We start from the raw sequence: 26,174 nt of genomic DNA on the forward strand, positions 1-26,174 counted from the left end.
GCATGTAGCGCAGATTGGCCAGCTCAAGGGCTTTTCAACGCTGCCCACCCTACTTAATCATCAACAGACAAGAGATGCTCATGCTTGCCCGCCAGATGGTTTTGCCAGATGCTCACATACAATCGCTCAAGGTTGCGAGTGAAGCGCGGGGTATCGAAAAGCGGTGCGGTCAACAGATTGCCTGCCAGACAACTTCTCACTTGCTGTCGATAGTTCGCGTCCACCCCCATCTTCACCGCCAGCGCGATATACGCTTCCCAGCTAGAAACAATCAAGGACTCCATATCCAAAGCCGCTAGCAAGCTGGCAGCTACGCGGCTGGCAAATATCTCACCAGGGCACGTCACCAGCGGCACTCCCGCGCGCAAGGCATCACTGGCCGTCGTATGCGACCCCACCGGCGACGTATCCAGGGCCACATCAGCCAGCGTCAGACGGGCGAGATGGTCGTCCAAGTCCATATCCCCAGCCCATATCAGACGTTCCGGCTCGATACCTTCTCCAGCCAGCGCCTCAATCAGTTTTCTGGCCGCCTCATCTGCGGGCCTTAGCAGCCAAAGCACGCCATTCGGAACCTGCCTGAGCACCTCGCACCATACTTTGAAGACCGGCTCCGTGATCTTGTAACACTGGTTGAACGAGCAGTAGACGACAGCGCCTTCCGGCAAGCCATGCTCGACCCTGGAGGCCCCTTTACGGACAATACGTGTATTATCGTTGGGCTGATAGCTATGCGGCAGTTGGGCAATTTTTTCGCTATAGCCATCGGCATGCTCGATCGGCGTTACCCATTTGTCACCGATAATGTAGTCGGCCAATACCGGTAAGCCTAGGCTACCGGGGTAACCAAGCCAATTTACAATGACGGGCGCAGGTCGCATGGATGAAATGGCCAGCCGCTCATTCTGGGTCCATCCCTTGAGATCAATCAGGATATCTATCCTATCTGCGGCAATAGCTTCAGCGGACTCTCGATATGAACATGTGTACATATCCCGAAAAACATCGCTAGCGCCAGCAAGCCGGTGGCGCATAGGGCTGGTATCGTGTACGCCATAAGAGTAGGTAAAGACTTCTACTCGATTCCGATCATGCTGCTCCAATACACCTGCCAAGAGATATGCCGTAGCATGCTCATGGAAATCAGCAGACATATAACCCAATCGCAAACGAGGCTTCGAAGCTGCATCTGCGGGCTGAACGTGCATCGATACACTATCCTTAAAGCGGCTGGCTCCAAAACTTTCAGCAATCCTTTTATGCCGCTTTCTACCAAAACCCGGTATCGTCAACGATAGGAATGGCGGGATCTGGAGCTGCCTTTCTCTCTCGCAAATGACATGAAGCCTCGTCGCAACCTCAGCAACCAATATCCAGTCGCACAGGTGTTGAGCGGCATGAAGCAATTGCGCAAGTAGAGCAACTTCGTCTGACATCGCCGCCAGCGCAGACCGACTGACTTGAACAGCCTCTTGGTATCGCTTACTTAAAACCAGTGCGGCAGCCAGCAACTCCGCATCCATAGGCCGCTGCCGGGCGGCTTGTTCCAGCAAGGGTATTGACTCGTTCAAACGTCCGACGCGGTAATACAGTTCGCCCAAGCCAGATTTCAGCGCCAGATCACCCGGGCTTAGCGCCAAGGCCTGTCGATATTTTGCCTCCGCTTCGTCTACTCTACCCTGCAGCCGATAGCAGCGTGCCAGGTTACCTAGACGCCACTCGTTGCTCGGCTCTAACTTGCACGCCCGCTCAAACAACGGCGTCGCCTCGTCCAGCCGTCCCATCCTAACCAGGAAAACTGCGAGATTATTAATGGCTTCATCATCATCGGGCGCCAGTGTAACCGCCCGCTGCAGCCAAGGTTCTGCCTCAACGAAGCGCGACTGCGCCAACAGACTGCTGGCCATGGCCTTGACACCAAACGCATCGTCTGGGAACTGGGTGAGGTACTCGCCCGCCAAGCGCTCAAGCAATACGTATTCCTTTGCCGCGAACGCAGCCATCACACGCACGCCAGCCTGTTGGCGTTTCTTCTCAAATTTTGCTGGTTTCATGAATCTCGACACGGCTGAAGTGGCTGGCGCCCGCAGGGCGGAAAAGGGTCAATCCGTATTGCCAACAGAGCCCGACTGCACAGTTTGCATAAACAAATGCTCTAGCGAGAGCGAAGCGCGGACTTCAACGATCTGGTGGCCCGCATCACGCAATCGTTCCAATTGCATCCAGACCTGATCATGTGGCAACTCGATTGCCCACCGTTCACCAACGTCTCTTTTCATGCCAGCCACTGCCGTAGATCCCATGGAGCGTATCTGCACGCGGCTATCCTCTCGCGCCAGATCCGCCGGGCTACGCACCATCCGCATCTCACCCTGGTGTATCAAGCCAAAGCGATCCGCAATCCGCTCCACATCATGCAGAACATGAGAGGTAAAAAAGATCGTGCCGCCATTGTTACGGTACTCGGCAAGTATATCCACCACCTCGCGCCGCCCCAAAGGATCAAGCCCTGAAAGGGGCTCATCCAGTATCAATAATCCGGGGTTTCCAACCATCGCCTGCGCCAATGCGGTACGTTGCGCCATCCCTTTGGAGAAATCACGTATCAACTTCTTCGCCACGTGCGCGATGCCAAAACGCTCAAGCCAGCGCATGCTTTCTGCCTTGACATCCCCCTGTACTCCACGCATGCGCGCGCTAATCCCCAAAACCTCCAACGGGGTCAGGTAATCGTATAGGCTAGGATTTTCAGGCACATAACCCAGCGAAGCACGACTTTTGTGGTCATCCAAAGGGCGCCCCATTAGCAGCCCATGGCCTGAAGTGGGCCTCATAGCCCCGGTCAACAACTTGATCGTAGTACTCTTACCCGCCCCGTTGGCACCAACGAAACCAAACGCCTCGCCCTGCATCACCGTCAAATCCAGCGACTGCAACGCATGAACCGGCTTGCGCCATCGCCTTGAATAAGTCTTGGACAGCCTCTCGAGCTGAATCACTACAGTCATAGCGTCACTTTTACTGCGCTGCCGGAACACGGCGCTGATAGATAGGTTCACCCTTAGGACTCAGCGCGTAACCAAGTTTCAAAGGGTCTTGCGGTATTCGTGCAATCATCTTGCGCTCGACCAATTCATCGAGTGATGCAGGGGGCCGGCCAAAGGCTGCAGTAAACCGAGCGTGCGCCTCCCGCAACTGCTCCAGCCCCTCCATCCTGGCAGCTCGAGCCTCCAGGTAGCGCTTGAAGCCAACATGCCTGCTTTGCTCAGCCATCTTCTTGATCAAGAGAATGGCGGCACGTGTATCGGGTTCACTACTCAACCAGCGCGCCGCAAGATCACGCAGGCTAAGCTGTTCTTCCTCATTGCTGCTGCGCGCTGCTGCGGCAAGCAACACCTGTGCGCCCTCACGAGGCTGCTTGGCAAAATGGAATAGATTGAAAGCATGGAAATACGAGGGCATCAAATCGCCAGGGCGGGCAGGTATTGCACGTTCAAGCACATACTTCGCCGAACCAGTCTGCCCCTGCCACGCCAGAATGGCGGCCGCAGTGTAGTAATTATCGGCATGGCCCGGATTCAACCAAGCAGCATCACGCTGCACTTTCGCCAAGACAGGAATCGCCTCTTCCTGAGCCCTATCCGTTCGCAGCATTAGCGCCCTGAACACTGCAATATTGGCAGCAAGAAATCTATCGCCGCCAGCCAACAGGAGTTGCACTGGTATAGGCGTCGAAACCTTCATGTCTTCAACTGCAACAGCGCGCGGTAGCGCCTTAAGATGGCTAGATGCCCACCCATAGATTAACGCGGCACCGGCCAACATCAGCCACCAGCTAACATGCCGCCAGCGCATCAACTAAATTCCCGCTGACGGAATGCCAACGCAGCAACACTTAGCAGTATGACAATGTAGGCCACCGCCATGACTATCGCACCCGCGATCAATTCGAATGGTAGTGCCTGTTGGTACAGTGACATTTCACGCCAGTCCAGGCGACTCAGATCAGGAATCACCAGCAGCAGCGCATCCAAGGTCGTGCCATAGCTAGCCACCAAGTCAGCATCCCCCTCTGCGCCGCGCGCGAGATAACCTGCCACCGGACCCAACATTTTTGCCGCAATAGCAAAACAAGCACCTACCGCAAAGGGCAGAATCGCGCTGGTCGCAACGCTCGAGATCGCCAGGCAAAAAGCCGTCACCACGCAGGCATCCAGCCACAGGCCAAACAATGCCAACCAATACGCACCACCTAGCAGCACGCCATAGGGCTGAGAATAGCCCCAGGTCGACACCTTGGTAATCAATAGCAAAGCCACACCCAAGACAAGGGTCGCCAACGCCAACAAAGAAATTATGCCAAAGTAGCGCCCTAACAGATAGTCACTGCGTGGCCTTGGATAAGTCAAAGCAAACAAGATGGTTTTGCGCTCTAGCTCCTTACCGACCAGTTCCTGCACCCAGAACAGCGACATGAGCACCAAGGAGAAACGGACGGCAGAAAAGCCGATATCGAGCGCCACAGTCTGCGGCTGCCTTGCAGAGAAAGAGGCCCCCAGATAGGCCACCCCTAGAAGCAGCAATGTAAAAGCAAATACCGCGTGAAAACTCCGGCCACGAAAGCCGGAGTACCACGCGGTCAGGCAATAAGACCACATAAGTTTTTATGCGCCCAAACTCACCTTACTTACAGAAGGTAGCAGTCTCAGCGTTAGCCAATGCAGCACTAACGTTGGTGGCATCGGGCTTCAAGCCTGCGGTCTTATTCAGACAGTTTGCACCACCACCGCCTTCAGTCGTACCACCGAAAATCGTAGCACCCTTACCCGAACCAGCGGCAACCCAAGCGGAGGTAGCATTCCAGTTGTAGCTCAGGAACACATTCTTAGAGCAAGCCAGGGAGAAATCACGGATGATGAAGTCCGTACCCAGGGTACCACCAGCAATAGTGGTCTTACCACCAGCTGCACTACCAGTGCACGGGCTAGTAACAGCAGCGCTTGCATTGATTGCGAAGAACGTAGCCAACAGGCTAGCCAGCAGAATACTCTTTTTCATAGCAAAAACTCCTTAATCTTTGGCGGGTGAATTATTCAGTGCTGTTCGCAATGGACTGACCCAGGAAGTTCCGGGCGTCAGACTGACCAGCCTTATCTTCACCACGCTTGGTGTATTCGCTGAACTGAGGGATGGCAATGGCTGCCAAAATACCGATGATCGCAACAACGATCATCAGTTCGATCAGGGTAAAACCCTTTTGCAGGCGCTTCATGAACTTCTCCTTCTGTCGAGTCTGGCTCACCCTATGCAAGCCATCAACACTACATCGATACTTCGGCAACAAGAGCAACTATCGTGCCAGACACTAAACACTATTTGCCTGCGCCAGGGTTAGGAAATTCCTAGCATCAGACTGCCCAGCTTTATCCTCACCGCGCTTGGTATATTCGCTAAACTGAGGAATGGCGATGGCTGCCAGAATACCAATGATCGCAACCACGATCATCAGCTCTATCAGCGTAAAACCCGACTGACGAGTCACACACATAGCAGCCACCAATGAACTTACTTGCCTTACTATGCGTAGAGCAATCTGCATGCCAGCTATCGCACACCGCCACTACTAGCCTGCCATGGCCAACAATTGCACCTCATCCACAGCATCAATCTGCCCAGGCTCCAAGAACATCCTAGCGTATTGCATATAGACCTTCTCGCGGATGAATATCTCGAACAGATCCGGGTCTACATGCTGATCGCGCGTCATCCGCGCCAATATGCCCAGCGACTCCGACAGGGTCTTGCCCGGCTTGTAGGGGCGATCCCGCGCCGTCAGCGCCTCGAATATGTCCGCTATACCCATCATGCGTGCCTGCACGCTCATTTGTGACCGCGTAAGTCCCCTAGGGTAGCCCCGCCCATCCATGCGCTCATGGTGCCCACCTGCATATTCCGGCACATTGGTCAGGTGGCGCGGCCAGGGTAGGGCCTCCAGCAAGCGTATGGTCACCTCAATATGGTGGTTGATGATCTGCCGCTCCGCATCGGTCAAGGTTCCGCGCGCCACACCCAAGTTGGTGACCTCGTCCTCACTCAAGAACGGCACAGACTGACAATTTTCGTCAGTACCGCTCCAGACATAGGCTGCTATGCCGCGCACCCTGGCCTGATCCTCCGGCCGCATGAACTCGCCCCCCTGATTGGTACGGCGCAGGAAAGCCTTGTCGTCTGCATACTGCAGCAGGCGAGCCGCGTAGGCCTCCGCATCCAGTTCACCCTTCAGGTGGGCAATTTCGGCATCACGCTTGAGCACCTCGAAGCGGGTATCCACCAGGGCTATGCGGTCAAAAATGGTTTCCAGCTTGGTGGACTTGTCCACCACATGCACAGGCGTGGTGATCTTGCCGCAATCGTGCAGCAGGCCCGCTATCTTGAGTTCATAGCGGTCCTTCTCCGTCATATGGAAGGATTTGAACGGCCCCCAGTTGGCCTTGCTGGTGGCCTCGGCCAGCATCATGGTCAGTACCGGTACCCGCTCGCAATGGCCACCGGTATAGGGGCTCTTGTCATCGATGGCGGTGTTGATCAGATTGATCAGGGCCTCGAACAGGTTCTCCAGCTGGTTGATCAGATGCCGGTTGGTCAGCGCAATGGCCGCCTGCGAGGCCAGAGACTCAACCAGGCGTTGATCGTCGGTGCTGAAGTCCTCAATGCTGCGATCGGGCGCCAGCTTGTTGATCAGCTGCAGCACACCAATGATCTCGTTCTCATGATTGCGCATGGGCACGGTGAGAAACGACTTGGAATGGTAACCATTGGCTGCATCAAAGCGCTTGGTGCCGGAGAAATCAAACCCTACGGCCTGATAGGCATCTGGGATATTGAAGGTCTCCCCCAGCAAGGCCGCACACCCCACAACCGTGCTGGTATTGGGTACGCCATCGCCCAGATGCAACGGTATCGGCGGCATGGGCGGGACGCGGCCGGTGCTGCCGCCCAGTGCTATCCCTAGCGAATCGGTGCGGACTATCTCGAATTTGAGAGTGTCGCCCTCTACCAGGTACAGCGTACCGGCATCGGCATTGACTAGGTTCTTGGCGGCGAGCAGGATGAGTTCGACCAGATTGCCGATATTGCGCTCACTGGAGAGCGCAATGCCGATCGCATTGAGCATCTCCAGCCGCTGCATGAGCTGGTCGGCGCTTTGCATGGTGCCGCACCCCTCTCCTGTCATCCACTGCTCGATCACTTGATGCAGACCGCCCGCACCTGGTGCAAATCTGTTACGCCCTGCAATACCTTTTCTATGCCATCCTGCTTCAGGGTACGCATGCCCTCATCCAAGGCCACTGCAAGCAGCTCGGCCACGCGCGCGTGTTCCTGTATGCGCTTCTTCACGGCGTCGGTGCCCACCAGCAACTCATGCAAGCCCACGCGCCCCTTGTAGCCCGTGTTATTGCAGGCTTCGCAGCCCACCGGCTTGTACAGGGTGAACTTGCCGTCCTTGTCTGCAAAATCGCGCCGCCACTCGTCCAGCAGCGCCTTTTGTGCTGCAGCAGGGTCTTTGGCCCAGCTGGCTGTATTCTTCAGTTCCTCCGCATACTCGGCCAGTATCAGCTTCAGCTCAGCTTCATCAGGCTGGTAGGCCTGTTTGCACTTGGCGCACAGGCGCTTGGCCAAGCGCTGGGCCAGAATACCCAGCAGCGCATCGGAGAAGTTGAACGGGTCCATCCCCATGTCCAGCAAGCGGATGATGGACTCCGGCGCCGAATTGGTATGCAGGGTGGCCAACACAAGGTGGCCAGTCAATGAAGCTTCGATGCCGGTGCTGGTGGTTTCCTTGTCCCGCATTTCCCCAACCATGATGATGTCGGGGTCGGCCCGCAAAAAGGCCTTCATGGCAACGGCAAAGGTCAACCCCGCCTTGGGGTTCATCTGTACCTGCCGCAAACCCTTCTGGGTAATTTCCACCGGGTCTTCCGCCGTCCAGATCTTGGTCTCGGAAGTATTCAGGTGCTTGAGCACTGAGTGCAGGGTGGTTGTCTTGCCCGAACCGGTCGGGCCGCAGACAAAGAACAGGCCGTAGGGCTTGGAGATGACCTTGCGCAGCGTCTCGTCATTGCGCTTGCTGAAACCCATCTTGTCCAGCGGCAAGGGCTCGCCCGAGGCCAGGATACGCATGACCACGTCTTCCATGCCGCCCGCCGTCGGCACGGTCGCCACCCGCAGCTCGATATCCAGCGGCCCGTATTTCTTGAACTTGATCTTGCCGTCCTGCGGCTTGCGGCGCTCCGAGATATCCAGGTCGCACATGATCTTGAGCCGGGTGACGATAGGGTCACGATAAGCCGAAGGCACCTCGATATAGGGCTGCAGGGAGCCATCCTTGCGAAACCGTATCTCGGTCTTGCCCTTGCCGGGAAACGGCTCGATATGGATATCGGACGCACCCTGCTGGTAGGCGTCCACAATGACCTTGTTGACCAGCTTGACCAGCTCATTGTCCTGCGCCAATGACAGCGCCTCGCTGCTCACCCCCTCCACTTCATCGGAGTCCTCGGACAAACCCGAGAGCAGATCACCAATGGAGCTGCCATCCATGGCGGAGCTAGAGCCAAAGAACAAATCCAGCGACTGGCCAAACTCACGCAGGCTACATACCCGGTAGATCAGCTTCTTGCCGGGAAACACCTGGCCGGCCATGCCGCTGCTGCGTACTTTCTCCGGGTCTGGCGTGATAATCATCACACCATCCTTGCCTTCTTCCACCGGCAGCCACTGCGCCATCTCGGCAAAGTCACGTTTCACGCTCTTGACCAGATCAAGGGGCTTGATGCGGTCGGGCTTGAAGGGCTCGTACTCCACGCCAAAGAAGCGGGCCAGCGAGGCACCCACCTGGGCGGCATTGACCTTGAACTCCTTTAGCAGGATGTCTTCAATCTCAGTGCCATGCTCGCGGGCCCCCTTGATGGCCAGTTCCAGCTCAGCGGCAGACAGCACCCCGTCCAGCACCAGATAGTCATACTTGGTACGCGCCACAAAGGGGCCGCCATGCTGGCGCTGCTTCAGGGCAATGGCCAGGGTCTTGCACAGCTCCACCGCGCCCTTCTCGGTGAGCCCCGGAAACGGGCGCCCGGCGCGGTTGTTGATCAGCTGCACCACACCGATCAGGCCACCGCTCTTTTCCTCGACTATGGGTGCCACCATCATCTGTTTGGTGCGGTAGCCGGTGCGCTTGTCCACTTCCTGCAAGAAGGTCAGCTGCGGGTGAATAGCCTTGAGCTCATTCACATCGTAGACATCCTTGATGTTCACTAGCTTCTTGCTCATGGCCACATAACCAGCCACGCTCTGCTCGGTGATCGGCAGCTTGAGATCCTTAAAGGAATTCAACCCGATCTTGACCTTGGACACGATGGCATTCTGCTCGTCATTGAGCACATAGATGGTCAGCCTGTCCGCATTGAACAGCTCGCAGATGGACTGGCTGACCTCCAGCATGATCTCGTCCACATTGCTGGTGGCGTGTATCTTGTTGGTCACCGCCTGCAAATCACGGATGAATTGCAGTTCGATATTGAGTTCCGGGGCTGCAGCTGGCTGGTTCATGGTGTTTGGCGATCAGAAGTCGAGCATCTGCCCATTCTTGAGCATCTTGGGACGGAAGCTGGCTGCGTCCTCCCCGATTTCCTGCATGGTCAGTTCAATTTCCCCCGGTTTCAAATGGGTGATGAAGATTTCAGCCGGGCGGTTCAGCTTGGCCAGCTCAGTGGCCAGCATGGCAGGACAGAGATGGCGCGATGCCTCGGCCAGGGCGCGCTCGCGATTGCAGAACGCCGTCTCTATGATCAGCGTCTTGAGATTCTCGATGGTATTGATCACCGGCCAGAACGCATCGTTGATCGTGGTATCCCCGGTAAACACCAGGCTATGCTTGCCCGAATCCAGCTGGTAGCCCACGGCCGGCACCGTATGCAGTGCAGGCAGGGCGGTCACGCTCAGCCCCGGCTCCGGTATCACCGTCTCACCCTGCTCAAACTGGACAAAACGCAGGAAGGGCGCCGCCTTATTGGGTATCTCCCTGAAATCCGGCCAAACCCGCCAGTTGAATACATGGGCAGACAAGATATCCAGGGTAGCCCGGCTGGCATAGACATCCAGCGGCTTGTCGCGCATGGCGCCCACGGTATCCACCAGCAAGGGCAGCATGGCAATGTGGTCCAGATGCGAATGCGTCAGGAACACCCGGTCTATCTGGCTCAACTCGGCCACCGACAGGTCACCCACTCCCGTCCCCGCATCGATCAGCGTATGGCGGCCGACCAGAAAGGCGGTGGTACGCATACCACCGCCTATTCCGCCACTGCAACCGAGCACCTTGAGACGCATCCTCTTATCCTTGCCGACGGCTACTTGGTATCAAACTCATACACACCATCCCAGTCGGCGGGCGGCGGTGACTTACGGAAGTACGCAATACGATCCAGATAAACCTGGTATAGCTTACAGTCCGGCCTCTGGTTCTTCAGGTTGATCAGCTGCATCTCAGCCAGGTCCCAGTTCTGGCTACGGTAGTGCTTGAGGGTGCCGTGGAACAGATCGACTTCCTTCTTCACCGCCTTGTCGACCGCCTCCACCGTACCCAGGGGCTCGTAGATGGTGACGGGTTCATCCTTGCCCTTCACCCTCACCCTATCCAGCTCCCTGAACACGATGCCATCCTTGACTGCCTCATGGGTTTGCTCACCCACGATCATGCCCACACCATACTGCTTGGTAATGCCCTCCAGCCGGGAGGCCAGGTTGACCGCATCACCCATCACGGTATAGGCCTTGCGTATCTGCGAGCCCATATCGCCCACCGTCATGCGGCCGGTATTCACGCCCACCCCGATATGGATCTCAGGCCAGCCCTTCTCGCGCATCTTGGGCCCAAGCGCCGCCATGGCGCGCTGCATTTCCAGACCGGCCAGCACCGCATTGCGTGCATGATCGGGATCATGGATGGGCGCGCCCCAGAAGGCCATTACACAGTCACCCATGTATTTGTCTATGGTGCCCAGATACTGGGTGCGTATCACATCCGACAGCGTGGTCAGGAACTCATTCATGAACCGCGTCAGCTCCTTCGGGTCCATGCTCTCGGAAATGGTGGTGAAACTGCGCACGTCCGAGAACAGCACCGTCAGCTCGCGGCTTTGCCCCTCCATCGAATACTTCTCGGGCTGCTCACTCATCTTGGCTACCAGCTCGGGCGGCACATACTGGCCAAACAGGCTGGCCATCTGCTTCTTGTTGCGCGATTCAAAGAAGTAACCGTACGACATGGAGATCGCATACAGCAGCATGATGCTCAACAGCAGCGATGCCAGCGGCAGATCCAGCTGGGAGTACTTCCATAGTGCGAAATCGCCTACCACCACCAGTACCGCCAAGGCCGCCGTTACCACCGTACCCGGCAGCGGATTGAGCTTCACCAGGGCCAGCATCAAGGTCCCGCCCACCAGCAGCAACAAGACCATCTCCGCCCCGATCAGGTAGTCCGGCTTGGCAGGCAGGGTGTTATCCAGCAGGCTGGCTATCAGGTTGGCATGCACCTCCACCCCCGGATAGACCGATTCCACCGGCGCCACCCGCAAATCCAGCAGGCCGGGGGCCGTGGTGCCCACCAAGACCAGGCGGCCAGAAATGGCTTCGACATCGGCCTTGCCATTGAGCACATCGGCAGCCGATATGTACTTGAAGCTGCGCTGCCCGCCACGATAGGGCACCAGCGCGCGTACCGACTGATCCACCGGCACGGTCAGATGGTTGATCTTCAAACCCTCCAGCGGCTGATAGGAACTCAGCCAGGAGTCTGTGCCATACAGCGGCACAATCTCGGGGAAGCTCAGGTAGGCCCGCACCATGGCCAGCGAGAGCGACTCATAGTACTTGCCCTCATGCTCCACCAGCATGGCCACCCTGCGCGTCACACCATCAGAGTCCGGCAGCGGATTGAAATGCCCTGCCAAGGTCGCCTGCTGCATCAATACCGGCAGATTGGCGCCATAGCCCGGCGCCGGAATAGGGTTGACGTTGCGCCCCTTGAACATACCGGCTGGCAGTACCGGCTTGGGTAGCTGCCCGGCCTTGCGGGCACCATCTTCAAAGCTGAAGTAGTAGCCCAGCACCACCGGCTTGTCCTTGAGGCTGGCAGCAAACAGGCTGTCGTAGTCCAGCCTGCCTTCCAACTCGCTCAGCTTGAGCCTGAAGTTGTCATCACCCTTGAACTCGGTCTCGGCCAGACGCTTCAACACCGGCAGGCCCGAACTCTCGTCCTTCTCGGCAAACACAATGTCAAAGCCCACTGCCGCAGCCTTGTAGTCCCCCGTCAACTTGTCCACCAACTGCGCCACGGTGTTGCGGGGCCAGGGCCAGCGCCCTACTTCCGCCAGGCTCTTCTCGTCCAGGTCCACCACCACCACGCGCGGGTCTACGCCACCCGGCATGGTCAGCACCACGCGGGCATCGTAGAGCCACAAATCCATCTGCTCCACCAGCCTTGGCCGCCAGAAGCTGGCGGCATAGCCCATGAAGTAGATCAGCACCAGCAAGCTCAGGGCGAGTTGCAGCCAGTATTTACGCAGCGTTTTCATGGCGCCTTACTTGTAGAAGAACTCCATCTTCACACCAGCCAGCTCGATCACATCCTTATCGCTCAGCTCTTCCGCCTGCACCCCAATCTGCCGCCCGTTCACCAGCGGCCGGCTGGGGCCTTCCACATGGGTAATGAAATAGCCGGTGGGCCGCTTGGTAATGATGGCCACCTGCACGCCAGGCTTGCCCAGCGAGGTCAGGTTTTTCACCAAGTCCAGCGCCTTGCCAGCATTGGCGCCGCTCAGCACCTTGATGGCGGCAGCCCGCGCCTCGGCAGCGGGTGCAGCAGCAGGTGCTGCGGCCGGCGGCAGTTCCATCACGGTGTCGCCAGCGCGATAGCTGGGCGTTGCACCCGGTGCGGCAGCTGGCGGCGCGGCCGGCGCCGTGGGTTTCACCCCACCCGGCCGTATCACCATGGTCTTCTCAAAATCTTCCTGCGGCGCGCCAGCGGCAGCCTTGGCAGCCCCCTCGGCCATGAACTTGAGCTTGTACTTGCCCAGCTCCACCAGGTCCCCATCCTGCAGCAACTGCCGCTTGACCGGCTGGCCGTTCACCTGGGTGCCATTGGTGCTATCCAGGTCCTCCAGAAACACATCGGCCCCTATCATGCTGAGCCGGGCGTGCTCGCCCGACACCGCCAGATTGTCGATCTGCAGATCGTTATGGGGTTTGCGACCTATGGTCACCGTGTTCTTTTCCAACTTGAACTCGCGTAGCACCATGCCATCGAGACTCAAAATCAGTTTGGCCATCTGCTTAGTCCTCTTATGTCAGCCTGCCAGCCAGCCAAACAGGCGAGCCCACAGACTGCGTTCGGCGGCAAAACTACGATTAATACGGATCAATATCACGGAAACATTATCGCGCCCGCCGTTGTCATTAGCCATCTGTATCAATTGCTCGGCCGCCAGCGGCAAATTACCCGACACGGTACTCAGCACCGCACCAATGTCGGCATCATCCACCATGTCGTTAAGACCATCCGAACAAAGCAGGTAGACATCGCCAACCTGCACCTCGAAATCATTCAATTCCGGGTCCAGCTGTGGATCTATGCCGACTGCCCGCGTCACCAGATTCTTGTTCTGGGATCGGCGTGCCTCATCGGGCGTAATCAGACCATTATCCAGTTGCTCCTGCAGCAGCGAATGGTCGCGGGTCAGTGGCCCGAACTCTGCGCCGCGAAGACGGTACAAGCGCGAATCACCCACATGGGCCGAGGTCATACGGTTATCGTAGAACAAGGCTGATACCAGCGTGGTGCCCATCCCTGCGCACTGTGGCTGGCTCTGGGCAGTCTGGAAGATCGCCAGGTTGGCCTTTTCGATTTCCAGGCGCAGGATGCGGTGAGCGGCAGACTTGCCGCTGAGCGCCTCCGGCACATGCGGTGGCACCACTTCAATGGCCGCCTTGACGCCCTGGGCCAGCAGGGTGGTAGCAATACCGCTGGCCACCTCACCCGCGTTATAGCCCCCCATACCATCGGCCAATATGGCCAGGCCACTGTCAGCCTCAAACACAATGGCGTCTTCATTGTGGCTGCGTACCATGCCGGCATCGGTCAGCCCATACATCTCAATTGCGTGTGCAAGTGTCTTCATGACAACCCCTTACAGTCCAGCCGCGCACTGCTTGAGCGCTTCGGCGAATTCCGCCCCGGTCTGGAAGCGCTCGTCCGCGTTCTTCTTCAAGGCGCGATCGATCACCGCCACGACGCTGGCAGGCAGATTGGGGTTGAGTTCCCTGGGGTTGGTGTACGGCTCATTGGCAATACGGAACATCAGCTCCGCCATGGATTCTCCCTTGAACGGCAGTGTGCCGACCGTCATCTGATACAGCATCACCCCCAGGCTGAACAAGTCAGAGCGGCCATCCACCTTCTTGCCGCTGAGCTGCTCTGGCGACATATAGCTGGGCGTACCCAGCACCATCCCGGTCTTGGTCTTGCTGGAATCGGTAATGCGGGCAATGCCGAAGTCGGTCACCTTGACGATCTTGGTGTCCATCTCGTACATGATGTTGGCCGGCTTGATATCCCGATGCGCCACATGCTGCTTGTGGGCATAGTCCAGCGCCTCGGCCGTCTGGATGGCGATATTGACCACATCCGCCACCGGCAACAGCTGGCCGGCCTTGGTATGCGGGGCAAGGTCCTTGCCCTTGAGGAATTCCATGGCGATATACGCCAGGTCGTGCTCCTCGCCCGCATCGTAGATGGTAACGATATTGGGGTGGTTCAGCCGCCCGGCCGTTTCGGCCTCACGGAAGAAGCGGCTGCGCGCCTCCTCCAGTTCGTCCGCCTCGAACTCCTGGCTCAAGGCCATGGTCTTGATGGCCACCACCCGGCCTATCTTGGGGTCACGCCCCAGATAGACCACGCCCATGGCGCCCTTGCCCAATTCCTTCTCCACCTGGTAGCGGCCCAGCATGGGTTTCTCTACCGCACCACCATCGAGTATCAATGTGCTGGCATTGCTGCGGTTGCCCGCACCGCCCAGTATCACCGTCTCGGCCATCTGCTTGGCCCGGTTCAGTTTCTGATCCAGATCCTTGAACTTGGGGTTGTAACCGGCCATATGCCGATACACCGACTCCGCCTTGTTGAACTGGCGCTTGCGCTCAAAATCCAGCGCCAGGTTGTACAAGGTATCCATCATGGTGTCGTCCATGGGAATCTTGCGGAACTTGTCAAAGGCCATATCCAGCTGGCCCTGGGTCTGGAAAGCCAGGCCCAGCATGCGGTTGGATTCCGCCGCCGACAGCTCAGACGCCTCGCTGCGGCGTTCCGTCACCAGGAAGCGCTTGGTGGTCAGCACCAGGTGCCCGACGATCAGCAACGCTGCTGGCGTCATCATGGGCAGCCACAGCAGCTGGGTGGTCATCAGAACAAAGTGCGCCACCACCAGCACCACAAACAGGCCGCCCGTCACCATGGCTGCAGGCCCAGCCCCCAGGCGCGGCAGCAGTGCAATCAGGTAGGCAGCCACCAGCAGGCACAAGCCCAGCTGCACCCACACACTCCAGCCAGGTGAAGAGAAATAATCCTGCTGCAGTATGCTGGAAACATTGTGTGCCAAGGACAGCACAGGCGGCGTGCCGGCCGAGATGGGCGTCACCATGGTGGTACCCAGGCCCGGTGCCGTCGGCCCGATCAGCACGATCTTGTCCTTGTACTTGGTGAACGGAATCTTGCCGCTGGCCACATCGTAGAAAGAGTCCACGGGTATCGCCGAGCGGCCATCCACATCCGGGTAGTAGTAGGTCAGAAAGGTGGAATACGACTGGGTCTTGATGTTGATGCCCCCCAGTTGCACCGACTCGCCCAGGTTCACTGTCACCTGCTTGGGCGCCAGGTTCAAACTCTTGGCCGCCGTCAGCAACGACAAGGAGGGGTAGATCTCATCGTAATAACGCAGGACCAGCGGCTCCTCGCGAACCACGCCATCAGCGGCATCCGGCCGCACGGTCAAATGCCCCACGCCGGCAGCCTTTTCTCCTATGCGGGGAATAGGCGGCACCATATACATGGTCGGAATCGGCCAGCCAGACGCTGGGTCACCGGCCACACCCACCTCGTTCTTCAGGACATAAGCCGGGGTTTCTTCCTCAGGATTGCCCACTGGCTCACCCAGCTCCAGCAACATGGGCAGCAACACATTGCCCGCCTTGCCCACGCTGTCCGCCAGTTGCTTGTCGAAATCGAGCTGGCTGACGGCCCCTTCCAGCAGTGCGCCAAACTTGTCCGGCGCGGGCGCCGCCGCAGGCTCGGCCGGTATCACCGTGCCATCAGCAGCGATGGTCGGCTGCGCTGCCGCAGCGGCGGCAGCCTCGCCATGCTGCTTGCGATAGATGTCGAGCAGCTGCTTGAGGTAATCGGCCCCCTTGTCCTGCTGTGGCTCGGTATAGAACACCGTACTGGTGATCACCTTGGGCTTGGCTGCCGCCAGCTTGTTGATGAAATCGGCATGGACATCGCGCGACCAGGGCCAGCGGCCTATGTTGTCGAGGCTCTGCTGGTCTATCGCAATCACGGCGATACGGTCGTTTGGGGTACGGCTGGTCATGCCTACACCGGTGTCGTAGGCTTTGCGCTCCAAGCCGGCCAGCACATTGGTGCCTATACCGGCGATGGCAAAAACCACCACGACCACGATGCCGACAAACCAGTCAGCCTTCCAAAAAGCACGCTTCATTATTTCTCCCTGGCCCAGTTACTATTTCGGGCTGTAGGAAGATTAGATGGCAAAGGCGCGCAACGCCAGCCTCCAAGCCATTTTCGCGGGGTAAAAAGTCGGCTTGCAGACAACTCCATCAGCAGTTACCGCGCGCAAAAGGCGGCGTGAACGGGGTCAAAATACGATCAGCGGCTTGATCTTGCGGCCAAATTCCCGCCAGGCATCAGGGTGATACTCTTCCAGGTGACGGTGATCGCGGCGCCAGCCAAACAAGGTCAAGGCAGCCCCGGCAAAATGCAGGGGTATGTTGTCATACTCCGACAAACTGACCATCAGCTCCGCCTCGAACAGGTGCCGCACGTCCACATTGATCAGCACTTCCGCCTCGGCCAGGCGCGCCAGCTCCACGATGGCCAGCTGTTCTTCGCCCTCATCCAGCATCGCCAGCAATTCGTCCACGGCTTCCAGTGCATCGGCCTCATGCAGGCGCAGGCCCAGCCAGTCCACGGTTTTAGGGTCGCGCTGCCGCAGCCAGCTATCGGGTTCCATCCAACCGAACAGGCTCACCCCGGCGCGCAGGAAGGCATCATGGTTGGCGGCAATGTCGCAGCAGACCCACAACATGCCGTCTTCAAACAGCTGCCACAGCAAAGGATCGCGCCCCACCGCATCGCGCAGGCCAAAGGCGTCCAGCACGGCTTCGAGCTTGGCCATGGCCTCCTCCTCTGTGCCCTGCTCATTCAGTTCCGCCAGTTTTTCGATATGCGGCCGCAGCAGCGCCTCCGCCTCCACCTCGCGCGGGTCACGCTCGCTATCAGGCGGCACCACAGGCTGCGGTGGGGTACGGCTCATCTCCGACGACTGCCACATGGCCTCCTCAAACGCCAGACGCAGCGCCTGAAACCCCTCCGGGTCCTCCTCCGGCCGGGTGGTCTTGAGCAAACGGGCATAGGCACGCTTGATCTCGCGCTCATCAGGCGTGGGCGCCAGTCCCAAGCGGTCCCAGCATTTCATGTCAGGCATGGCATTCGGCTTTCAGCACTGCCACCGGCTCGCCGGTGCAATGGGGTTCGGTTCAGAAAAACAGGTGGTTTACTCACACCCATGCAGCCGGCGGCGTATTGTCAGCAGCGACCAGCAGCCCGTTCAACGCCTTTGCGCCTTATCTCGGCCCATCAGTTTCGCTACCAATGCAAGCAAGAAGGATAAGGCACAAACTGCGCCTCATACGGGTACCGTCAGCGGCTTGCGGCGCCATCCTCATCCGGCGCGACAGCAGGCTTGTTCGCCTGGCGCTCAAGCCAAACCCATAGTGTCGCAGCAAACGCCACCATGGCAAACGCCAACGCCAGCCAGCTCTCGATCTCCATGATCGCTTGGCTGGCCGTACCGACCAAGGTTGCCAGCAAGGCGGACGCCAAGACCGACAACGGACCGAAGCCATTGCGGGCAGCGCGCGCCAGCACATCCTGCCGCTCAGGCTGGCGATGCAGCCCCGTCAGCCTGCGCCAGCCCTTCTGCACGGTGGCAACAGACAAAACCAGAACTGTTGGCAAGGCAAACATGGTGGCCAACCAGAGCAGGATCTTCCAGGTCAGCGTCAGCTCCTCCCGGTTCAGGATACCCATGGCCGGCAGTATCGCGGGCAGCCAGCAGGCGACCAGCCCATGCCACCAGCCTCCCTGCAGGCTGAGCCTGTCCTGCCGCCAGAAAGCCACCCGCTCGGGCGCAATACGCGTAAACAAGGCTGGCCAATGCTGTTCGACATAGGCCAGCACATGCCGTACCCGCAACTGCAGTGGGAAGCGCCCTGCCAGCCAGTGCTGGCGCCAGGCAGGCATGGGCTGCAGCAGCGCATGCAGCGCTGCTGCATCGGTATCCTTCTGCTGCGCCCCCTCCGCCGCCATTTCGCACCAGCGCTGCCAGACCCGCTCCTGATCCAGTTGTCCGCACAGCCAGGCCGCCGCACCGCTAAGGCCCTCACAGCTTTGGCCATCGGCATCCTGCCAGCCCGCCCAGCGGGCCAGCACTCCCCATAGCAGCAGGGGCGGTTCCGGCTCCTCCCGCCACAATGTCACCAGCCGCTCGGCCATGGCATGCCGGGCTGCCCCGTCCAGCCAGGCCGGGTCATCAAAGCCCGCACGCAAGGCCGCGATACGCGCGACCTCATCCTGCTGGTCTGCCGCCTCCAAGGCCTGCTGCATACGCTGTGCACACAGCTGGTAAACCCGGCCACCCGCACGGTTCAGCCAGCTTTGCGGCCAGCCCGACCAATCGGCCTGCGGATCAAGCCAGCCGTCCTCCCTGGCCGTCTGCAGCAAAGCCTCCGAGTCCAGCTCCTGTGCGAAGGCGGCATGGCACAGCCGCTCCAGCTTGGCCAACAGGCTAGCCGGTTCCGCCGTCTGCCCTGGCTGCGCCGCCAGCTCAGACAACTGGCACAGCATCATCTCATCGGGTGCCATGGTGGGCGCAGAGCTACGGAAATCATCAAGCCAGCCTGCCCAGGCGATAACCGCCCGCAACAACTGCATGGGCGGCTCTGTCCTGCCGCGCAGCCAGTTGGCCAGCACCTGCTTGAGCATGTCGCGCCCATCCAGCGATTCCCACCGCGATGCCCGCACGATCAGGCCAAACCGCGCCACAGCCCGCGACTCGCCCTCCTCCAGCGCCGCCGCGATCAGCTTTACCGCCTTCTGGGCGTGGATATAAGCGCAACGCGACCGCGCTCTGGCCAGCCACTCCATGGGCGCGTCGCCGGTATGGGGTGCCTCACCCAGCCAGCCATATTGCTCGGCCAGCGCCAGCACCTGCTCATCGTCCATATCCCGGTCGAATGCCACCTGCCGCAAGGCCTCGCGGGCCTGATCACGCGGGGCGCCGGCATCACGCTGCCAAACGGTGCGTACGGTCGGCTGCGCTGGCGTCTCCGCCAGCATGCCTGTCATGGCGGATACCGATACAGCCGGCAAGGGCGAGCTTACGGGCCGCTCATCCACCGTCTGCGCAGCGCCAGACACCACGGTCACCGCGCCCTCGCCATCGGCCGCAGCAAGCTCCCCGCCTTGCGCCTGCATGGCCTGCCAGCGCGACCAGCCCAGCGCATGCTCATAGGCCTCACGCAGCCGCACAAACCCTGCAGCATCGTCCTCCGGCCGGGTCTGCTTCAGCCTAGCCGCATAGGCGCGCCGTATGGCACGCTCATCGGTGGTTTCAGCCAGCCCCAGTACATCCCAAGGCATCAGAGCCAGCCTTCGCCTTCAAGCTGGTCCAGCAGCGTCTTCAACTCGTCCCGCCCCTGCTTGATAGTGGTTTCTTCCTGGCTCTCCAGCATGGACTGGAACCGCGCCGTCGCCTGCGCAATCCACTGCCGCTCCTCACCCAGCGCTTGCTGGAACATACGATCAGCCCGCGCCATCAGTTGCGCATTGGGTAGCAGTTCACGCGGGTGTATCTTCAGCTTGGCCAGTGCTGCAAGCTTCTCTTCTATCTCTGCCGGCGTCAGCACACCAGGGTTCTCTTCGATAATCAGCCTGTGCTTCTCGCCAGTCTCGGCCACCGTCATCTCTGCCTCCAGCAAGCCATTGACGTCATAGGTGAACCGCACCGACACGCTGATCTGCCCAGCCGGCCTGGGCGGCACCGGTATGGTGATTTCGCCCAGGAAGATATTGTCCTTCACCAGCCGGCTCTCGCCTTGGTAAACGCTGACATGCAAGGCCATCTGGTTATCGACGATGGTGCTCACCACCTGCTCGCGCGAGATGGGCACCACCGAATTGCGCTCGATGATGGGCAGGTAAAAACCCGGCTGGAAGCGCCCTGTCGCAATCTGCTCGCTCACCTCGATACCCTGCGAGTAGGGGCAGACATCGGTCATCACCACTTCATTGAGGGTCTCATCGCGCGCCTTCAGCCCAGCCATTACTGCGGCACCGCGCGCCACCACCTCGTCCGGGTTCAGGTTCATGGCCGGCATGCGGCCAAACAGCTTGGCCACCAGCTTGCGCACCGCTGGCATGCGGGTAGCTCCGCCAGCCAGTACGATCTGGTCCAGGTCTATGGCCTTCAGGCGGGCATCGCGCAAAGCCTTCTCAATCGGCTCGCGCAACCGCTTCAGCAAGGGCTCGCAAAGCTTGAGAAAAGCCTCCTCGCCTATCGCCCAGCGCAGGCTCTGCTCCTGGTAGCGCAGCTCCATCGCCACCTCGGCCGTCCCGCTCAGGCCGCGCTTAGCCTGCTCTGCCTGCTTGCGTAGTGCCTGATAGACCACGGGATCAGCCTGCTTGTCGGTCAGCCCGTGCTGCTTGCCCACCGCCTCGATAAACCCGTCTATCAGCGCCTCGCTGAAATCCTCGCCGCCCAGGAAATTGTCCCCCGCGCTGGCGCGCACCTCCATCACCCCCTCGAACAACTCAAGGATGGAGATATCGAATGTCCCACCACCCAGGTCAAACACCAGGAAGCGGCTTTCCGGCTCGTTCTGGTGCAGGCCATAGGCCAGCGCCGCTGCCGTCGGCTCGTTCACCAGCCGCTCCACCTTCAGCCCGGCCAGTTGCCCGGCTATCTTGGTGGCCTTGCGCTGGGCATCGCTGAAGTAAGCCGGCACGGTAATCACCGCCTCGGTCACCGTCTCGCCCAGGAAGCGTTCCGCATCGGCCTTGAGCGATTTCAGCACCAGCGCAGACAGCTCTTCCGGCCGGAACAGCTGGGAGCCCAACCGCGTCTGCCGATCAGAGCCCATATAGCGCTTGAACACTGCCGTCGTCAGCTGCGGATGGGTAATCAGCCGCTCACGCGCAGCCAGCCCCACCAGCACCGCGCCGCTGTCATCCAGCCCCACCACCGACGGCGTCAGGGCATGGCCCAGCGCATTGGGAATCATCTCTGCCTGGCCATCACGCCAGACCGCAACAAGGCTATTGGTCGTACCCAGGTCGATACCGATAATCATGACAAACGCCGCTTATGGCCTACGCCAAAAAATAAAGCGTCTATTTTACGTCAGGGGGCCGCAATACGGCGCAGAGAAGTCATGCGCGCCATACCTTGTTCGTATTTTCTGAATGAAATCTTTAAAAAGCTCCGCTATCCCTGCTTGGAACTCGGCGGAATAATGCACATCAACAACGAAGCCGTTGATCAAACCGGATAACGGCCACGTACCGGGAAAGGCAGACAACATGACCATCAAATACACCCTACCCGCCCGCCTGCTGCACTGGCTGGTCGCGCTCGGCATCATCGCCGCCTTCGCCCTGGGGCTGACCACCGACAGCATGGAAGGCTTCAGCCTGCAAAAACTCAAGCTGATCAATTACCACAAATGGCTGGGCATTACCGTGCTGGGGTTGGTGGCCATACGGCTGCTATGGCGCCTGAGCCACCGCCCGCCCGAGCTGCCAGCCCAGATGCAGCCATGGGAGAAACAGGTCGCCCATTACACCCACATGCTGCTCTATATCCTGATGTTTGCCGTACCCCTGGGTGGCTGGCTGTATTCCTCCGCCAAGGGCTTCCCGGTCGTGTGGCTGGGCATGGTTGAACTGCCCAACCTGATGGACAAGAACGAGGAACTCGCCGGCACCATCAAGTTCATGCACAAGATCGGCGCCTGGACCCTGGTCCTGCTGGCCGTGGCCCATGCCGCCGCCGCCCTCAAGCATCACTTCATCCAGAAGGATGATGTACTGAAACGAATGCTGTAGTTTCCAATCGAATAGCGTCACTCAACACCGCCCCGCCTTATCAGGAGCCATCATGCGTCGTACCGCCCTATTCCTGTCCCTGCTCGCCGCCGGCACCCTCGGCCAGGCCCAGGCCGCCCCGGCTGATCCCGCCAAGAGCTCGGTCAAGTTCGTATTTACCCAGATGAACGTCCCGGTAGAGGGCCAGTTCAAGAAGTTTGCCGCCGACATCGCCTTCGATACCACCAAGCCCGATACCGGCAAGGTCAATATCGCCGTCGACCTGGCCGCCACCGATGCCGGCAGCAGCGATGCCAACCAGGCAGTGCAGATGAAGGAATGGTTCAATACCGGCAGCTACCCCAAGGCCACCTTCAGCGCCAGCCAGTTCAAGCCCCTGGGCGGCGGCAAGTTCAGCGCAACCGGCCAGTTCTCGGTCAAGGGCAAGACGGCCAATCTGACCGTCCCCTTCACCGTCAAGCCCGATGCCAAGGGCAGCTGGTATGAAGGCAGCTTTCCCCTCTCGCGCCTGGCCTGGAAGATAGGCGAAGGCGAGTGGAGCGATGTCGGCGCCGTCGCCGACGCCGTTCAAGTCAAGTTCAAGCTGTATGTAGCAAAGTAGAGATCGTTCGTGTGGGCAGCCACCGGCCAGCCCCACCCTCAATGCCAGTTACACCCCAAACCCAAGGAGTTCCACCCATGCAAACCAAGTTGACCGCCCTGCTCATCGCCACCGCCCTCTCCGCCACCGCCCTGGCCGCCCCCGAGAAGTTCGTGCTGGATACCACCCACACCTACCCCAGCTTCGAAGTCAACCACCTGGGCTTCTCCATCACCCGTGGCTTCTTCAAGGAAACCGAGGGCACCCTGGAGCTGGACCGTGCCGCCAAGACCGGCAAGCTCGAAGCCACCATCAAGGCCAGCTCCATCGAAACCGGCCTGGGCAAGCGCGACGACCACCTGCGTGGCAAGGACTTCTTCAACGTAGCCGAATTCCCCACCGCCGTCGTCAAGGCCGATAAGTTCGTCTTCGAAGGTGACAAGCCCGTCAAGGCCGAAGGCAACCTCACCATGCTGGGCGTGACCAAGCCCGTCACCCTCAACATCACCCCCATGAAGTGCGACATGCGCATGGGCAAGGATTTCGTCTGCGGCGCCGATGTCACCACCGTGATCAAGCGCAGCGACTGGGGCATGAAGGCCTATGTGCCCTTCGTGGGCGACGACGTAAAGATCACCGTCCAGGTCGAAGCCGAAAAGCAGAAGTAAGCGGGATGGATTGGCAGCGGCATAGGCTAGATGCTCGCCCAGTGCCGCAGCAAACAAAAACCAAGGCGACGGTTATCCGTCGCCTTGGTTTTTTATCTTTTTTCCTGCTCCCCTGGCTGTCGCTTTCGGCGATCAGGTGGCGGGACTGGTCGTAGTGGTAGTAGACCGTGTCATTACTCTGGATCTTGGCTACCCACTGGCCCAGGCCGCCCACGATGTATTGCACGCCGTTGGCTTCCACCAGCCGGCCTCGGTCGTGGTTGCGGCCGTCATAGGTGCGGTTGCCGCTGGCGTCGTACTGGCAGTAGGCGTGGAGTCCTGCGTCAGGCTTGGCTTCACGGGATGATAATATCAAGCACTCCATGCGGAGTTCTCTTGGAGTAGATTCACCCGGACAAACAATCAGCACACCTTATAGTGAATCAAAAAATTCAGCTTACTGACCATTTGGTTAGTCCCATCTTGAACTGCATGTATCGCTTAACTGCCGCCTCAATAGCGCCACTTAATTTCCTAGCCGATCAAATTTACGGGTAATATGCCTTGCGATTTTGACGGCACCAACAAGAAAAGTCAGGCTTATTATTAGCTTTACAGCCAGAAAAATAACATCCGACTTTCCTTTCGTATCAAGCATCGACCAAATCGAGCCGCTCCCTGCAGCAAGATGCGCCATAAAAAATGAGATACTAGATCAGACACAACCGAAGAAATACCCCACAAGCCCATCAAGCACACCCCGCCGATGCCATCTCGCTTGTCTAGTGGACTCCTCTTTACCGTTAACTGGCGATCAAAACTACCAGCCTGGCACCTAGATGCTGCTTAAGGCAAGGAGGGGCCCATCCCATTGGTTACCCTGAGATATTATCTTCTCCTTATTAAAAAGAAACGTTATCGACAAAATCAGGATCGACGCCGTCTGCAAAGGCCAAACAGGATTCATAGTATCGTTGAGAATTCCAAGCTGAAATAATCGGCGCACCTCCTATTTTTTTCATAATGGCTGGCAGTATCCTCGCATCACCGGCCATACAGGCAAACTTGCCAAAATTGTTGAGATTCCATGCATCCGGGTAATCACGCACGATGCGCTCAAAACCTTTTCGCATCCGTGGCCATTCGGCCTGCCCATTGGCAAACATGGAATTTGACGAAAGCAACCAATTTAATCTTGCATACAATGAATCCCCCAGACGCTGATTTGTTTGCTGTGCGGCACGTTGCACATAAAGATCAAATTCAGCACGCGATCCATACCATCGCTCAGAATGGTAATTGGCCGCAGTAAAGTAAAATGGAATATACGTTGGAAACTTAGTTGTTGCCTCGCTGTACACTTTATCGAAGTCTGAAGATTCCCAGCCTTGGGCCAAGGCCACCAATAACATGGCGGAATACCAACCAGGATCATTCGCACCAACAGATCTTACAGCTAGCAACTCTAACTTGGCCTTCTCAATGCTTTCATGGAACAACTGCCATTGTTCGTCCGTGACACTACTGGCGTGGCCAGCTCCTCGCATACCCCAGCCGAATTCAAGAAAGTACATTGCATTGGCAATCTTTGCCGTTATGGATTTGGGGCTATGGGCTTTCCACGCAACAAGCAGTTTTTTCTTGTTAATCCAATAGTCAGCTGATCCATGGTATTGACATTGTCTAGCGACACAGCCAGCGGTGCCGGTATAGATAGCATCCAATACAGGCAAACCTTCGCTTGTCATTAAGTTCTGCCGTATTGCCTCTCTCGCGGCTTTATCCAGCTCCCCGAACTTCTTCTCCAGCAGCAGCTGCTCATATTTCTTCTGCTCAACAAACGTTGGTTTCAGATATTCGCCAGCCCGAGAGGACTGAAAAATAAGCGAAAGCACAACTGCAATTAAGACTGTGGCAATTCTTTTCATAAAGCTTTCCATTGTTAAATCCATAGTGTTTATGTCTTTGTAGCAATTAATTATTGCTCGCAAGTACCTGTTTACTACGCCACCCTATTACTCCAAAAGACATAATGACCTCATACCTGCCCTTCAGCTCATTTCGTGGCAGCTTTACGACCCCGTCCGCGGATCATAATCCCGGAACCCGTTGTAGAACAGCCCGCTCTCCCCATCATGGTACTGACCCGCAAACCGCACGTTCAGTACCAGCGGCTGCCCCAGCTGCTCCGGGTCTTCCTGCGGTGCGGTGCTGCCAAACGGTTCGCTGTGCCACAGCCACCTCGCTCGCCGCTGGCTGTCCGTCACCAGCCGGGGGGTGCCCAGGTGGTCGGGGTGGATGGCATACAGCCGCCCTTCCCACACCAGTGCTACCGGTAGCTCGTCCAGGTAGAGGTATTCTTTCACCGTGCGCCCCTGCCCGTCGCTTTCGGCGATCAGGTGGCGGCTTTGGTCGTAGTGGTAGTAGACGT

22 protein-coding genes and 1 pseudogene are annotated in these 26,174 nt (G+C 58.6%); 3 read left to right on the plus strand and 20 right to left on the minus strand.

What is annotated here, in order from left to right; genetic code table 11:
* Nucleotides 1-53: 53 nt before the first annotated feature.
* The 17 genes and pseudogenes from V7714_RS04410 to V7714_RS04490 form a co-directional block, all read right to left on the minus strand.
* Nucleotides 54-2,054, minus strand: coding sequence for an O-linked N-acetylglucosamine transferase, SPINDLY family protein (locus V7714_RS04410; protein WP_335708619.1), 2,001 nt, complete (start codon nucleotides 2,052-2,054; stop codon nucleotides 54-56).
* Between the two features lie 48 nt (nucleotides 2,055-2,102).
* Complete coding sequence (locus tag V7714_RS04415; RefSeq protein WP_335708620.1) at nucleotides 2,103-3,008, minus strand: ABC transporter ATP-binding protein; 906 nt, start codon at nucleotides 3,006-3,008, stop codon at nucleotides 2,103-2,105.
* A 10-nt stretch (nucleotides 3,009-3,018) separates the two neighbouring features.
* The gene (locus V7714_RS04420; RefSeq protein WP_335708621.1) at nucleotides 3,019-3,744 is read right to left on the minus strand and encodes a hypothetical protein; all 726 of its coding nucleotides are present in this window, start codon (nucleotides 3,742-3,744) and stop codon (nucleotides 3,019-3,021) included.
* A 110-nt stretch (nucleotides 3,745-3,854) separates the two neighbouring features.
* Nucleotides 3,855-4,658: an ABC transporter permease gene (locus V7714_RS04425; protein ID WP_335708622.1), complete on the minus strand. Its 804-nt coding sequence runs from the start codon at nucleotides 4,656-4,658 to the stop codon at nucleotides 3,855-3,857.
* Between the two features lie 25 nt (nucleotides 4,659-4,683).
* Entirely contained in the window at nucleotides 4,684-5,058 is a 375-nt protein-coding gene (locus V7714_RS04430; RefSeq protein ID WP_335708623.1) for a hypothetical protein, read from the minus strand.
* 31 nt (nucleotides 5,059-5,089) lie between these two features.
* On the minus strand, nucleotides 5,090-5,272 hold the full coding sequence (locus tag V7714_RS20600; protein ID WP_439954227.1) for a prepilin-type N-terminal cleavage/methylation domain-containing protein: 183 nt from the start codon (nucleotides 5,270-5,272) through the stop codon (nucleotides 5,090-5,092).
* A 185-nt stretch (nucleotides 5,273-5,457) separates the two neighbouring features.
* Nucleotides 5,458-5,548 (minus strand): annotated as a pseudogene (locus V7714_RS04440) (prepilin-type N-terminal cleavage/methylation domain-containing protein); the annotation flags it as partial.
* 75 nt (nucleotides 5,549-5,623) lie between these two features.
* Complete coding sequence (locus V7714_RS04445; RefSeq protein WP_335708624.1) at nucleotides 5,624-7,210, minus strand: HD domain-containing phosphohydrolase; 1,587 nt, start codon at nucleotides 7,208-7,210, stop codon at nucleotides 5,624-5,626.
* Between the two features lie 35 nt (nucleotides 7,211-7,245).
* Nucleotides 7,246-9,609 carry an ATPase, T2SS/T4P/T4SS family gene (locus V7714_RS04450; RefSeq protein ID WP_335708625.1) on the minus strand — a complete coding sequence of 788 codons (2,364 nt, stop codon included), beginning with the start codon at nucleotides 9,607-9,609 and terminating at the stop codon, nucleotides 7,246-7,248.
* A 12-nt stretch (nucleotides 9,610-9,621) separates the two neighbouring features.
* A complete protein-coding gene (locus V7714_RS04455) occupies nucleotides 9,622-10,344 on the minus strand; it encodes a 3',5'-cyclic-nucleotide phosphodiesterase (RefSeq protein WP_335708626.1) in 723 nt (240 codons plus the stop codon).
* 65 nt (nucleotides 10,345-10,409) lie between these two features.
* The gene (locus V7714_RS04460; protein WP_335708627.1) at nucleotides 10,410-12,638 is read right to left on the minus strand and encodes a CHASE2 domain-containing protein; all 2,229 of its coding nucleotides are present in this window, start codon (nucleotides 12,636-12,638) and stop codon (nucleotides 10,410-10,412) included.
* 6 nt (nucleotides 12,639-12,644) lie between these two features.
* Entirely contained in the window at nucleotides 12,645-13,391 is a 747-nt protein-coding gene (locus tag V7714_RS04465) for an FHA domain-containing protein (protein ID WP_335708628.1), read from the minus strand.
* Between the two features lie 18 nt (nucleotides 13,392-13,409).
* Nucleotides 13,410-14,240, minus strand: a complete 831-nt coding sequence (locus V7714_RS04470) for a Stp1/IreP family PP2C-type Ser/Thr phosphatase (RefSeq protein ID WP_290333316.1) — start codon at nucleotides 14,238-14,240, stop codon at nucleotides 13,410-13,412.
* A 9-nt stretch (nucleotides 14,241-14,249) separates the two neighbouring features.
* Entirely contained in the window at nucleotides 14,250-16,832 is a 2,583-nt protein-coding gene (locus V7714_RS04475) for a CHASE2 domain-containing serine/threonine-protein kinase (protein WP_335708629.1), read from the minus strand.
* A gap of 156 nt (nucleotides 16,833-16,988) precedes the next feature.
* Nucleotides 16,989-17,837, minus strand: coding sequence for a J domain-containing protein (locus V7714_RS04480; protein WP_335708630.1), 849 nt, complete (start codon nucleotides 17,835-17,837; stop codon nucleotides 16,989-16,991).
* A 215-nt stretch (nucleotides 17,838-18,052) separates the two neighbouring features.
* Complete coding sequence (locus tag V7714_RS04485; RefSeq protein WP_335708631.1) at nucleotides 18,053-20,053, minus strand: hypothetical protein; 2,001 nt, start codon at nucleotides 20,051-20,053, stop codon at nucleotides 18,053-18,055.
* Complete coding sequence (locus V7714_RS04490; protein ID WP_335708632.1) at nucleotides 20,053-21,762, minus strand: Hsp70 family protein; 1,710 nt, start codon at nucleotides 21,760-21,762, stop codon at nucleotides 20,053-20,055. The genes V7714_RS04485 and V7714_RS04490 overlap by 1 nt, the downstream gene beginning before the upstream one ends.
* A gap of 229 nt (nucleotides 21,763-21,991) precedes the next feature.
* On the opposite strand from V7714_RS04490, the gene V7714_RS04495 reads away from it, so the two are divergent.
* From V7714_RS04495 to V7714_RS04505, 3 genes are all read left to right on the plus strand, one after another.
* A complete protein-coding gene (locus V7714_RS04495) occupies nucleotides 21,992-22,516 on the plus strand; it encodes a cytochrome b (protein WP_335708633.1) in 525 nt (174 codons plus the stop codon).
* Between the two features lie 52 nt (nucleotides 22,517-22,568).
* Nucleotides 22,569-23,117 (plus strand): YceI family protein, encoded by a 549-nt coding sequence (locus V7714_RS04500; protein WP_335708634.1) that lies wholly within the window; start codon nucleotides 22,569-22,571, stop codon nucleotides 23,115-23,117.
* A 77-nt stretch (nucleotides 23,118-23,194) separates the two neighbouring features.
* Complete coding sequence (locus V7714_RS04505; protein WP_335708635.1) at nucleotides 23,195-23,764, plus strand: YceI family protein; 570 nt, start codon at nucleotides 23,195-23,197, stop codon at nucleotides 23,762-23,764.
* Here the strand turns inward: V7714_RS04505 and V7714_RS04510 are convergent.
* From V7714_RS04510 to V7714_RS04520, 3 genes are all read right to left on the minus strand, one after another.
* A complete protein-coding gene (locus V7714_RS04510; RefSeq protein ID WP_335708636.1) occupies nucleotides 23,730-24,128 on the minus strand; it encodes a hypothetical protein in 399 nt (132 codons plus the stop codon). The two genes, V7714_RS04505 and V7714_RS04510, sit on opposite strands and share 35 nt — an antisense overlap.
* 517 nt (nucleotides 24,129-24,645) lie before the next feature.
* Nucleotides 24,646-25,671, minus strand: a complete 1,026-nt coding sequence (locus V7714_RS04515; protein ID WP_335708637.1) for a DUF4034 domain-containing protein — start codon at nucleotides 25,669-25,671, stop codon at nucleotides 24,646-24,648.
* A gap of 144 nt (nucleotides 25,672-25,815) precedes the next feature.
* A partial coding sequence (locus V7714_RS04520; protein WP_335708638.1) for an RHS repeat domain-containing protein occupies nucleotides 25,816-26,174 on the minus strand: 359 nt, incomplete at its 5' end.

The sequence above is a fragment of the Chitinimonas sp. JJ19 genome (assembly GCF_036961565.1).
GTDB lineage: Bacteria > Pseudomonadota > Gammaproteobacteria > Burkholderiales > Chitinimonadaceae > Chitinimonas.